The organism is Gordonia mangrovi, from assembly GCF_024734075.1.
Lineage (GTDB): Bacteria > Actinomycetota > Actinomycetes > Mycobacteriales > Mycobacteriaceae > Gordonia > Gordonia mangrovi.
The window spans coordinates 861,836-874,071 of the sequence record NZ_CP102850.1; the positions used below are offsets into that span (position 1 = coordinate 861,836).

A 12,236-nucleotide genomic window follows, 5' to 3' on the forward strand; every position below is an offset into this window, starting at 1 on the left:
GCCGTTTCGGGTGCGCCACGCCGCGGCGGGCACGACACTGTCAGGTATGCAATCGGGCGCGCCGAGCGGCGCACTGGGTGCCGATCCGACCGTATTGATCGGCACGATCGTCAACCCCGCAGGTCTCATCCTGGCCAAGACGGTGCCGCAGGTCCGGGTCCCGGCGTTCGCCTCGCCGGGACTCGGCGCCAGCCCGACATGGCACGCGTTCGCCGCCGACCAGGTCGGTATCGCGTTCACCGACGCGATCGGCGTCGTCGGTGACCAGCGCATCCGGGTCGACCTGGAGGCGATGCACATGCTCGATGCGACGCTGGCGTGGGCGCCGGGTGAGTTCTTCGATCAGGCCGGCGTGCCGGTGCCGCAGTGCGCGCGCGGGACCTTGCGCCGGGTCGTCGACGGCCTCGGCCGCACCGGTCTGCGCGCGCTGGTCGGGCATGAGCTGGAGTTCATGCTCACCGGACCGGAGGGTCAGCAGTTGCCGTCGCACCTGTGGGCGCAGTACGGCGTGGCGGGGGTGTTGGAGCACGAGGCGTTCATCCGGGAGGTATTGGCCGAGTGCCATGCGGCCGGCATCGGCGTCGATCAGCTCCATCCCGAGTACGGACGTTCCCAATTCGAACTGTCCATCGAGCCTCGCGACCCGATCGCCGCCGCCGACCAGCTGGTGCTGACCCGCCTGGTGTTGGGCCGTGTCGCGCGACGACACGGCTTGCGGATCAGCTTCTCCCCGAAGCCGTTCGCCGACGGCGTCGGATGCGGCGCACACCAGCACATCTCGCTGATGGCCGGCGACGTCCCGATCTTCACCGGCGGGCCGGGTCCGACCGGGCTGACCACCGAAGGCGAGTACGCGATCGCCGGGCTCGTCGACGCGATGGTCGATCTGCAGGGTGTGCTGAGCGGTTCGGTCGTGTCGGGACTGCGGATGCTGCCCGGGCAGTGGGCGGGCGCGTTCGCCTGCTGGGGTGTGGAGAACCGGGAGGCCGCGGTCCGCCTCGTGCGCGCGGGACCGGCCAACCCGCGCGGGGCGAACGTCGAGGTCAAGGCCATCGACCCGTCGGCCAACGTGTACTTCGCGACAGCCGCGATCCTCGGCGCCGCGGCCCTCGGCATCGCACAGGAGCTACCTTTGCCTCCCGAGACCACGGTGGACCCGGGAACGCTGACCGACGCCCAACTCGCCGAGGCCGACATCCGTCCGCTGTCGGCGGAGCAGAGTGCCGTCGTCGACACCATGGACGGCTCCGCGGTGCTACGCGCCATTCTCGGCGATCCGGCGGTCGACGCGCTGGTCGCCGTCCGCCGCTACGAGGTCACCCATTTCCCCGACCACACCGCCGACACCCTCACCAACCGATTCCGCCTCGCCTGGAGCGTCTGACACCCATGGCGTCGTCGCCGGGCCCGATCGCCGAGCAGCTCGCGACGCTGCCGCTCATCGACCACCATGTGCACGGGTGCTGGGTCGGCGACGTCGACCGGGTCCGGTTCGAGAATGCGTTGAACGAGGCGAACACCGAGCCGGTCGCCGCCGACGACGCGCCGTTCGACTCGCAGATCGGCTTCGCGGTACGTCGGTGGTGCGCACCGGTACTCGGGCTGCCCGCGCACGCGGCCGCGGACGTGTATTGGGATCGCCGCGAACGGCTGTCGGAGGACGAGGTGTCCCGGACGTTTCTGCCCGCCGCAGGTGTGTCCAACTGGATCGTCGACACGGGACTGCCCGGCGTCGCCGACCCCGACACCCTGGCCCGGTGGTCGGGAGCCGCGGCTCACGAGGTGATCCGGCTCGAATCCATTGCCGAGGAAGCCGTCGCGCGCGGCGGCAACTACGCGGCCGCCTTCGACGAGATCCTCGCCCATCGCGCCGCAACCGCCGTGGGCACCAAGTCGATCATCGCCTACCGCGGCGGCTTCGACGGCGACCTGACCGACCCGGAGCCGGTGCAGGTGGAGGACGCGGCCCGGCGCTGGCGCGACGCCGGGGGCCGGCGAGTCACCGACCGCACGCTGCTGCGTTTCGGGCTGCATCGCGGGCTTCGACTGGGCAAGCCACTGCAGTTACACGTCGGACTCGGTGATCGCGACGCCGACCTGCACCGCACCAATCCCCTGTTGCTCCTCGACTTCCTGCGCGGCAGCGGCACCACGCCGGTCATGTTGCTGCACTGCTACCCGTTCGAGCGTGAGGCCGGATACCTGGCGCAGGCGTTCAGCAATGTCTACATCGACGTCGGGCTCGCAGTGAACCATCTCGGTGCCCGCGCGTCGGAACTGATCGCCCGCTCGCTCGAGTTAGCGCCCTTCCGCAAGGTGCTCTATTCATCGGACGCGTTCGGTCCGGCCGAACTGCACTACCTGGGCGCGCAGCTGTGGCGCCACGGGTTGGCGACCGTGCTGCAACGGTTCGTCGACGCCGACGCGTGGGCGCTCGACGATGCGCTGCGGGTGGCCGAGATGATTGCCCACGGGAATGCGCGGCGGGTGTACGGGCTCACTGGAAATTCGACGCACGATTGACCGCCTTCACAAAGAGTTCGTCGAAGCTCGCCATGTCCAGTTGGCCATCAAAGCCATCGACCTCCTCATAGAACTCGACCTGCAGTCCGGGGACGTCGGCGTACCCGATCACGGTCTGTTGTTGGGAGCGCAGTGCCGTCGATCCCGGCTCCGGCTGGAATGTCGTGGTGAAGGTGAATACCAGGACATCGTCGGCCCGCAGCCCAGGGGGCGCCTCGGCGAGCGTCGACGTCATCGTCATGGTGCCTCGTCCGGTAATCGTGGCAGTGTTGTTGCCGCATGTCGTGATGACCTCGCGGCGGTGCGCCATCGGCTCCGCATTCCTGATCACGGCGTTGGAGTACTTGGGGAACGACGACTGGTTCCTGTTGACGGCGACGACACCAATGCGCTGACTCTCGATCGTGAACTCGGCCTGTGCCCGAAACACCGCTGCGCATTCTGCGGGCTGGTAGGCCCTGCCATCGACAGCGCGTCGTTGCGCTTCTCCTACGTGAGTGTCCGCGGGGAACACGTCATAGCCGGCGGGAAAATCTGAGGCGGTCAGGAGGAGGTCAGGATCAGGCCCCCGGGTCGGTGAGGTCGATGATGACGAGGTGCTGGTACCGCAGGCGGTCGCTGCCATGATGAGCACCGCGACGACGGATACGCGCCAGCCCGAGAGCCGACGACGGAGCGTCACTTGACCGCTCCGGGGTCCGGAAGCGGCACGCCCTTCTCCACAAGCGCGTGAATCTCGTCGCGCGAGACCGAATGCCAATTCGGGGCGTTGTCCAGAGGCAACATCAGTCCATCGACACCCGCGGTGCGTACGTCCGATACTTCGTATTGGTAGTCATATGTAACCGCGAGATATGTCACACCATTAACCTCCACTGACCCTACCGACGCTGGTTCAGCACCAACGACCCTCACCTGCTTCTTGTCGGTGACATCGAAGTTGACCGAGTCACCTTTTACCGGGACTCCAACTCCCTCACCGGTAATGGGGTTTGCCGGCATCTGATCAGCGGAAAGACCGCCGACGGACCCCTTGGCCGTGGGGTCAATCGTCACGCTCTTGGCGAAGCGACGTGCCAGATCGGATGTCATATGAGGATCGTTCCACCCCTTGGGTACCTGGACAGGCAGCACTCGAACGCTTGAAGTCTTCGCTGTCGGCCCCATGGTCACCAACTGATCGGGCGTGTACTCGCGTCCCGGCAAGTGATCGGCCGCTTCTGCCTGGGGCAGAGGTGCGCCGTCGACCTGAACCGATTCAGGAGCCACAATCCCTGACGCCGCCTGAATAGCCATGGCCAGGTCGCGATCAGCGTCGTCGGCTGCCGCCATGACACTGTTGACCATCGTCTGAGCCACGTCCACATCGTTCGCTCTGTCGACGTTCATCGTGCCGATCTCCCACGCGGGAAGGTCGACGGTTCCGGTCGAATCATCGATGACGAGTCCGTTCGCTGCGGCGAAGGCCCTCACCTCTTCAAGCCGCGCCTTGACTGCTTGCACTTCGGACTGAGCAATCGACGCTGCCTCTGCAACGGCGGCCACTTCGTTGCCATGAGTGTCGATGTCGACGCGCATTCGACCCTCCGCCTCGTCAGCAGCCCGGCCGGCCGTCCCGCCCCAGGTTTCGAACAGCTCAGGGGACTCGAGCTGCTCGCTGGTGGACGAGCACACTTCCTAGCGTGCCTGGCAGACACGAAAGACCTCGCCGATCTGGGCAGGATCCCACCGGTCGATCTCTTCAGGAGTCATACCGTCTGTCAATCAATCCAGGTTCACCGACGGTGATCCGGCGGTGCTGCCTCCGCCGATGCGACGGAAGTCCGCCGAGGACGCCAACTCCTCGCGTTCGAATCTGTCCGCCGCCTCGCGGATGCCGGCCACATGATCATCGACCGCCGTCACCAGCGAATCAGCGGTAATGCGCCACTGGGATGTCAATGCCGACAGCGCAGCCTTCGATGCCCCCGTCCATCCCACCATGGTGGCCTCCAGCTGGCCGTGGCCACGATCGAAGGCGTCACGTGCATCACCCGCAGCCTCCCCGAGACGTGCCCCGGCAGCGCGCATGGCCATGAAATCGACTCGTACCTCGTCCTCGGCTCGCATCTTCTCTCCCCCGGCTCGCGAATGAAACGACCGTACCTGTCCTGTGTTTGGACGCACGAGGAGGCGCTTCGGTTCCATCCGAGCACCAGAAAGGTCCGATCGAACACTGATTCGCCATACTGTCCGTTGTGCGTGTCTCAGCATCACCTGTCCGCGTGGAGGCGTTCGAGGTCGCCCACCCGGTGTGGGCGACCGCCGCAGCGCTGCTGTTCGTGCTGTTCGTCGCGATGGTGTTCGGCACCGTCGCACGATGGGTGCTGCGGCGGCGGGCCCGCCTCAGCTTCACCACATCGATGGTGCTGTCGATCCTGGGTTCCGCCGTGGGGTTGTTCATCGCGGGTGCGGTCGACCCCGACATCCGGTTGTGGAGCGCGCTCACCGTGCTGCTGTGCCTGCTCAGTTCGATCGGCGCGGTCGCCACCTATGGCGTGATCGCGGCCCGCTTCCAGCGGAGCTATCACGTCGACGTCACTGAACTGATTGCCGCCGGCGAATCCGACCGGGTGGAGTTCAAGTCGACCGCGCGGGTCAACATGCACACGGGCGAAAAGGACGCCCGCATGGAGCATGTCATCGTCAAGACGGTCTCCGGGTTCCTCAACGCAGGCGGCGGCACGCTGCTCGTGGGTGTCGACGACGACGGGAAACCGCTGGGCCTCGACCGCGACTACGCGACCATGAAGGTTCCCGACGCCGACCGGTTCGAACTGTGGCTGCGTGATCTGTTCTCGGCGTCATTCGGCCAGAACGCGGCTGCCGCCATCGGTGTCGCGATCGAGGACGTACCCGCCGATGACGCCGGTCAGCTGCCGGTGTGCCGCATCAGCTGCTCACCGTCGACGCGGCCGGTGTATCTGCGGCCGGGCAAGAAAGCCGATCCCGAGTTCTGGGTGCGCAGCGGCAACTCCACCCGCCAACTCACCGTCGACGAGGCCGCCGACTACATCATGGGCCGGTGGCCGCTGGGCGCCGGATCGGCGATCGCGGCTCAAGTTCGTGCAGCGGTGCGGTTCTCGATCGACCGCTGACCACAGTCGGCCAGCCGGCCAGTGGGATCGCTCCGCTACCCTGCCCTGCCTGCGGCGGCAGCATCGGCGACCTCGCCGACCACATGCTCGATCACGTCTTCGAGCATGGCCGCGCCGACGATCTCACCATCGTCGTCGGCAACCAATGCCATGTGTGTGCCGCGGCCCTGCATCTCCGAGAGCACCCCATCCAGACTGTCGGACTGTTGCACGCGAATGATCGAGCGAACATGCTCTGCCGGCAACGCCGACCCCAATGGCTGGTCCAGGATGTCCTTGATGTGGACGTAGCCGAAGATGGCACCGTCCTCGTCGCGTATCGGGAAGCGCGAGTAGCCCGTGTCGACGCAGAGCCGGTGCAGATCGGCGATGGTGTCGCCATGCTCGATGGTGATCAGATCCGCCAACGGAACCGCGATTGACCGGACGGGTTTGCCGGCGATCGCGATCGACCCGGTCAGCAACGTGTGCGTGCTCGGGTCGAGTAGGCCTTCGCCCTTGGATTCCTCGATGTAGGCGGCCACCTCATCCGCGGTGAACGTGGACGCCACCTCGTCGCGCGGTTGCACCTTCAGCAATGTGAGTATGTGGTTGGCGATCCAGTTGATCAGCCCCAGGAAGGGGCGCAACGCCATCACGATCGCATACAGCGGCGGCCCCAGGATCAGTGCCGCACGCCCGGGGCCGGCGATCGCGATGTTCTTCGGAACCATCTCTCCGAGGGTCATGTGCAGCGACAAGACGATGGTGAGTGCGATGACGAGGGCGATGGGGTGCAGCAGTGCCGACGGCACGCCCGCCGCCTCGAGTGGGATCTCGAGTGCATGGGCGATGGCGGGTTCGGCGATGGCACCCAGCCCGAGCGAGCACATGGTGATGCCAAGCTGCGCACCCGCCATCATCAGCGACACGTTCTCCAGAGCCCGCAGGGTGATGCGTGCGGTCATGCTGCCGTCGACGGCGGCGGGTTCGATCTGGGTGCGCCGAGCAGCCACCAGCGCGAACTCCGCGCCGACGAAGAAGGCGTTGCCGGCGAGTAGTAGCAGTCCGATGAGCATCCCGACGACGTCAATCATCCTGCTCTCCTGTCGGCTGCTCCACCTGGGGCTCGGCGTCGATCTGCACGCGTGCGACGCGACGACCATCCATCGCGGTGACCCGCACCCGCGCCACGAGCGGCGTGGGCACACCGTCGACGTCGGGGCGGTGGATGTCCTTGGCCGCGAGCGTGATCTCATCACCCACCTGGGCGAACCTGCCCAGCGTCTCCACGACCAGCCCGCCCGTCGTCTCACTGTGCTCAGGGTCGGGCAGTTCGATGCCGGTGATGTCGGCGACCTCGTCCGGCCTCATCAATCCGGGTATCGACCACCCACCGTCGGCCAGCTGCCGCGGTGCGCTGCCGGGACGGTCCTGCTCGTCGCGGATCTCACCGAGCACCTCCTCCACCAGATCCTCGAGGGTCACGATGCCGTCCGTGCCTCCCCACTCGTCCACCACGACCGCCAGCTGTAGCCCGTCGCGGAGTTCCTCGAGCACGTCGCCGAGCCCCATCGAGCTCGGCACGGCCCGGATCGACTGCATCACATCGGCCACGCAGGTGTCGGCGCGCTGATCGGGCGCAATCGCCAGTGCGAGTTTGAAATGCACGACGCCGACGATGCGGTCCACCGAATCGCCCTGCACCGGGAACCGCGCATGCCCGGTGTTCGACGCCACCGTGAGAACGTCGTCGAGCGGGGTGTCGCGGTCGAGAAAGACGACGCGCGGACGCGGAGTCATCACGTCGGCGGCGGTGCGCTGCGCGAAGACTGCGGCTTCTTCGAGGCGGCGGGCGATGGCCCGGTCCAGCACTCCCTGCTGTGCAGACCGCACCGCCATCGAGCCCAGCTCACGCGCCGACCGTGCCGACGCGAGCTCCTCGCGAGGCTCGATCCCGAGAGCACGGACGACGCGATTGGACGCACCGTTGAGCACGAAGATCAGCGGTCTGGCGACGAGTGTGAACGCACGTTGCGGGCCCGACACGGCCCGCGAAACCCGCATGGGTTCGGAGATCCCCCAGTTCTTCGGGACGAGCTCCCCGAACACCATCTGAGCGACGGTGGCGATCACGAACGCGACGGTGAGTGAGACACCGAGGCTTGCCTGCTCGGGGACCCCGAGAGCGGAGATGGGTCCGCGGATCAACGCGGCGATCGACGGCTCGGCGACATAGCCCACCAGCAGGCTGGTGGCGGTGATACCGAGTTGGGCGCCGGACAGCTGCGTCGACAGCGAACGCAGCGCCTTCGCCACCGACTCGGCGCGACGGTCACCGCTGCGGGCGGCCTCGTGTACGGCGGGACGATCCACCGCGACGAACGAGAACTCGGCAGCGACGAACAGCGCGTTCGCCGAGATCAGGACCACCACGACGAGCAGGAGCAGCCACTCGGTCACCACGTCACGACTCTACCGAGACTCGCAGATGGTTCCGGCCGCAGCTGCAGGTTCTGGCCGCAGTTGCGGGTCCAAGCCGGAACCTGGAACTGCGGCCGGAAATGCGAACGACCCCCGCACTACGTGGCGTGAGTGCGGGGGTCGTGAGCGTGCGGTTGGCTACCGGTAGTCGTTGGAGAAACCGTAGTCGTCCAGCGGCACCGCGGCACCGGCCGGAGCACCGAAGGTGCCGTCCGGGCTGTAGTAGGTGTCGTCGTAGGACGGCACGGCGTACGCGGCGGCGCGCGCTTCCTCGGTCGGCTGCACCTGGATGTTGCGGTACCGGTTGATGCCGGTACCGGCCGGGATCAGCTTACCGATGATCACGTTCTCCTTGAGACCGATCAGCTTGTCGCTGCGGCTGTTGATGGCCGCATCGGTCAGGACACGCGTGGTCTCCTGGAACGACGCCGCCGACAGCCACGACTCGGTCGCGAGGCTGGCCTTGGTGATACCCATCAGCACCGGACGTCCGGCGGCGGGCTCGCCACCCTCGGTCACGACGCGACGGTTCTCCGACTCGAACTCGGATCGCTCGGTGAGCGCACCGGGCAGGAACTCGGTGGCACCGGAGTCGATGATCGTCACGCGACGCAGCATCTGACGCACGATGGTCTCGATGTGCTTGTCGTGGATCGACACACCCTGGCTGCGGTAGACCTCCTGGACCTCGTTGACGAGGTGCACCTGCACCTGACGCGGACCCATCACGCGCAGCACCTCGTGCGGGTTCGCCGAACCCTCCATGAGCTGCTGGCCCACATCGACGTGGTCGCCGTCGGCCAGCAGCCGCTCGGAACCGTCGTCGTGCTTGAACACGCGCAGACGCTGACGCTTCGAGATCTTGTCGTAGACAACCTCTTCGGAGCCGTCATCGGGGATGATGGTGATCTTGTAGAAGCGGTCGTCGTCCTCGAGACGCACCCGTCCGGAGACCTCCGCGATCGGCGCGACACCCTTGGGCACGCGAGCCTCGAAGAGCTCCTGGACACGCGGCAGACCGCCGGTGATGTCCTCACCGACGCCACCCTGGTGGAAGGTACGCATCGTCAGCTGGGTGCCGGGCTCACCGATCGACTGGGCCGCGATGATACCGACGGCCTCGCCGATGTCGACGAGCTTGCCGGTCGCCATCGACCGCCCGTAGCAGTGCGCGCACACACCGGTGCCGGTGGCACAGGTGAGCACCGAGCGCACCTTGACCTGGGTGACACCTGCAGCCAACAGCGCCTCGATGGCCGGGTCGCCGAGGTCGTGGCCACGTTCGACGATGACGTTGCCGTTCTCGTCGAGCGCGTCGACCGCCAGCGTGCGGGCGTAGGTGGAGGTCTCCACGTGCGCATCGCGGATCAGCGTGCCGTCGGGCATCTTCTCGGCGATGGTCGTGTTGATGCCACGCTCGGTGCCGCAGTCGGTCTCGCGGACGATGACGTCCTGGGACACGTCCACCAGACGACGGGTCAGGTAACCCGAGTCGGCGGTACGCAGCGCGGTGTCGGCCAGACCCTTACGCGCACCGTGGGTGTTGATGAAGTACTCGGCCACGGTCAGGCCCTCGCGGAACGAGGACTTGATCGGACGCGGGATGAACTCACCCTTCGGGTTGGTCACCAGGCCCTTCATGCCCGCCAGCGAGCGGATCTGGGTCATGTTGCCCGCCGCGCCCGACTTCACGATCATCGGGATCGGGTTGTCGTCGGGGTAGTGGGCCTCCATGACCTGGCCGACCTCTTCGGTGGCCTGCTTCCAGATCTCGACCAGTGCGTCCCGACGCTCTTCCGGAGTCAACGCACCGCGCTGGAACTTGCGCTCCAGACCGTCGGCTCGCTCCTCGTACTTGTCGAGGATCTCCTTCTTCTGCGGCGGCACCAGCACGTCGGCCATCGACACGGTCACACCCGAACGGGTGGCCCAGTAGAAGCCGACGTCCTTGAGCTTGTCGACGGTCTGGGCGACCACGATCATCGGGTACCGCTCGGCCAGGTCGTTGATGATGACGGCCTGACGCTTCTTCGGCATCTGCTCGTTGACGTACGGGTACTCCACCGGCAGCAGCTCGTTGAACATGACGCGGCCCAGCGTGGTGTCGCAATCCCAGGCCTGACCATAGGTCCAGCCGTCCGGGAACAACTCGGCCTCGATGTCGGCCGGCGGACGCTGATCGGTCAGCCGCACCTTGATGCGCGACTGCACGGTCAGTGCACCGAGGTCGACGGCCATGATGGCCTCGGCCGGGCTGGAGTAGACGCCGCGCTCGACATCGTCGTTCGATGCCGGGCTGTACTCGCCGGCCGCACCCTCACGCAGCGTGGTCAGGTAGTACAGGCCGGTCACCATGTCCAGACGCGGCATGGCGAGCGGACGACCCGACGCCGGCGACAAAATGTTGTTACTCGACAGCATCAGGATGCGCGCCTCGGCCTGCGCCTCGGCACTCAGCGGCAGGTGCACGGCCATCTGGTCACCGTCGAAGTCGGCGTTGAACGCCTCACACACCAGCGGGTGCAGCTGGATGGCCTTACCTTCCACCAGCTGCGGCTCGAAGGCCTGGATACCGAGACGGTGCAGCGTCGGTGCACGGTTGAGCAGCACCGGGTGCTCGCCGATGACCTCTTCGAGGACATCCCACACCGCGGGGCGCTGACGCTCCACCATGCGCTTGGCGGACTTGATGTTCTGCGCCTGGTTCAGGTCGACCAGACGCTTCATCACGAACGGCTTGAACAGCTCGAGCGCCATCAGCTTGGGCAGACCGCACTGGTGCAGCTTGAGCTGCGGGCCGACGACGATGACCGAACGGCCCGAGTAGTCGACGCGCTTGCCGAGCAGGTTCTGACGGAAACGGCCCTGCTTGCCCTTGAGCAGATCGCTCAGCGACTTCAGCGGGCGGTTGCCCGGTCCGGTGACCGGGCGGCCGCGACGACCGTTGTCGAACAGGGCGTCCACCGACTCCTGCAGCATCCGCTTCTCGTTGTTGACGATGATCTCGGGCGCACCGAGGTCGATCAGTCGCTTGAGGCGGTTGTTGCGGTTGATGACGCGGCGGTACAGGTCGTTGAGGTCCGACGTCGCGAAGCGGCCACCGTCGAGCTGCACCATCGGACGCAGCTCCGGCGGGATCACCGGCACCGCGTCGAGCACCATGCCCAGCGGCGAGTTGCCCGACTGCTGGAACGCCGCGACGACCTTCAGTCGCTTGAGCGCACGCAGCTTCTTCTGGCCCTTGCCGTTGCGGATGGTGTCGCGCAGCGAGTCGGCCTCGGCGTCGATGTCGAAGTTCTCCAGGAGCTTCTTGATCGCCTCGGCACCCATCGCGCCGGTGAAGTACTCACCGAAACGCTCGTCGAGCTGACGGTAGAGCTTCTCGTCGATGATCAGCTCGCCCGGGCTCAACTTGGTGAACTTGTCCCAGATCTCCTCGAGCTCGTCGAGCTGCCGCTGGGCCTGATCGCGCATGCGCCGCATCTCGCGCTCGGCACCGTCACGCACCTTGCGGCGCACGTCGGCCTTGGCGCCCTCGGCCTCCAACTCGGCCAGGTCGGCCTCGAGCTTCTGCTGACGCTCGTTCAGGTCGACGTCGCGCTGGTCGGCGACCGCCTTCTTCTCGACCTCCATCTCGGCCTCACGGGTCGACAGCTCCGCGTGACGCAGCTCGTCGTCGACCGACGTGATGACGTAGGCGGCGAAGTAGATGATCTTCTCGAGATCCTTCGGCGCCAGGTCCAGCAGGTAGCCGAGCCGGCTCGGCACACCCTTGAAGTACCAGATGTGGGTGACCGGGGCGGCCAGCTCGATGTGGCCCATCCGCTCACGACGCACCTTGGCGCGGGTCACCTCGACGCCGCAGCGCTCACAGATGATGCCCTTGAAGCGGACGCGCTTGTACTTGCCGCAGTAGCACTCCCAGTCGCGAGTCGGTCCGAAGATCTTCTCGCAGAACAGGCCGTCCTTCTCCGGCTTGAGCGTGCGGTAGTTGATGGTCTCGGGCTTCTTGACCTCACCGTAGGACCAGTTGTGGATGTCATCGGCCGTGGCGAGACCGATCTTCAGTTCGTCGAAGTAGTTGACGTCGAGCACTTGTTACCTTTCGAGAGC

Annotated in this window: 9 protein-coding genes; 3 read left to right on the forward strand and 6 right to left on the reverse strand. The window is 66.5% G+C overall.

Annotation, left to right across the window (positions count from 1 at the left end; translation table 11 throughout):
• The first annotated feature begins 46 nt into the window (after positions 1-46).
• Entirely contained in the window at positions 47-1,384 is a 1,338-nt protein-coding gene (locus tag NWF22_RS04060; protein WP_160900512.1) for a type I glutamate--ammonia ligase, read from the forward strand.
• A 5-nt stretch (positions 1,385-1,389) separates the two neighbouring features.
• Entirely contained in the window at positions 1,390-2,523 is a 1,134-nt protein-coding gene (locus NWF22_RS04065; RefSeq protein WP_160900511.1) for an amidohydrolase family protein, read from the forward strand.
• On the opposite strand, the gene NWF22_RS04070 is transcribed toward NWF22_RS04065, so the two are convergent.
• From NWF22_RS04070 to NWF22_RS04080, 3 genes are all read right to left on the reverse strand, one after another.
• A complete protein-coding gene (locus NWF22_RS04070; RefSeq protein WP_160900510.1) occupies positions 2,498-3,148 on the reverse strand; it encodes a hypothetical protein in 651 nt (216 codons plus the stop codon). The two genes, NWF22_RS04065 and NWF22_RS04070, sit on opposite strands and share 26 nt — an antisense overlap.
• Before the next feature lie 53 nt (positions 3,149-3,201).
• Positions 3,202-4,101, reverse strand: coding sequence for an Rv0964c family protein (locus NWF22_RS04075; protein ID WP_160900509.1), 900 nt, complete (start codon positions 4,099-4,101; stop codon positions 3,202-3,204).
• 186 nt (positions 4,102-4,287) lie between these two features.
• Complete coding sequence (locus tag NWF22_RS04080; RefSeq protein ID WP_160900508.1) at positions 4,288-4,632, reverse strand: WXG100 family type VII secretion target; 345 nt, start codon at positions 4,630-4,632, stop codon at positions 4,288-4,290.
• Between the two features lie 128 nt (positions 4,633-4,760).
• Here NWF22_RS04080 and NWF22_RS04085 point away from each other — a divergent pair, with 128 nt between their 5' ends.
• The gene (locus NWF22_RS04085; RefSeq protein WP_258321317.1) at positions 4,761-5,660 is read left to right on the forward strand and encodes an AlbA family DNA-binding domain-containing protein; all 900 of its coding nucleotides are present in this window, start codon (positions 4,761-4,763) and stop codon (positions 5,658-5,660) included.
• Positions 5,661-5,695: 35 nt separating this feature from the next.
• On the opposite strand, the gene NWF22_RS04090 is transcribed toward NWF22_RS04085, so the two are convergent.
• The 3 genes from NWF22_RS04090 to NWF22_RS04100 form a co-directional block, all read right to left on the reverse strand.
• Positions 5,696-6,736 (reverse strand): hemolysin family protein, encoded by a 1,041-nt coding sequence (locus tag NWF22_RS04090; protein ID WP_160900507.1) that lies wholly within the window; start codon positions 6,734-6,736, stop codon positions 5,696-5,698.
• Positions 6,729-8,105: a hemolysin family protein gene (locus NWF22_RS04095; protein WP_160900506.1), complete on the reverse strand. Its 1,377-nt coding sequence runs from the start codon at positions 8,103-8,105 to the stop codon at positions 6,729-6,731. Before NWF22_RS04095 ends, NWF22_RS04090 begins: the two co-directional genes overlap by 8 nt.
• 156 nt (positions 8,106-8,261) lie before the next feature.
• The gene (locus tag NWF22_RS04100; RefSeq protein ID WP_160900505.1) at positions 8,262-12,218 is read right to left on the reverse strand and encodes a DNA-directed RNA polymerase subunit beta'; all 3,957 of its coding nucleotides are present in this window, start codon (positions 12,216-12,218) and stop codon (positions 8,262-8,264) included.
• Between the last annotated feature and the right edge of the window lie 18 nt (positions 12,219-12,236).

Excerpts from the sequence above, each read along its gene's own strand:
- NWF22_RS04070 (WP_160900510.1), bottom strand. The coding sequence starts at position 3,148 with ATGGCAGCGACCGCCTGCGGTACCAGCACCTCGTCATCATCGACCTCA.
- NWF22_RS04065 (WP_160900511.1), top strand. The coding sequence starts at position 1,390 with ATGGCGTCGTCGCCGGGCCCGATCGCCGAGCAGCTCGCGACGCTGCCG.
- NWF22_RS04075 (WP_160900509.1), bottom strand. The coding sequence starts at position 4,101 with ATGCGCGTCGACATCGACACTCATGGCAACGAAGTGGCCGCCGTTGCA.
- NWF22_RS04090 (WP_160900507.1), bottom strand. The coding sequence starts at position 6,736 with ATGATTGACGTCGTCGGGATGCTCATCGGACTGCTACTACTCGCCGGC.
- NWF22_RS04060 (WP_160900512.1), top strand. The coding sequence starts at position 47 with ATGCAATCGGGCGCGCCGAGCGGCGCACTGGGTGCCGATCCGACCGTA.
- NWF22_RS04080 (WP_160900508.1), bottom strand. The coding sequence starts at position 4,632 with ATGCGAGCCGAGGACGAGGTACGAGTCGATTTCATGGCCATGCGCGCT.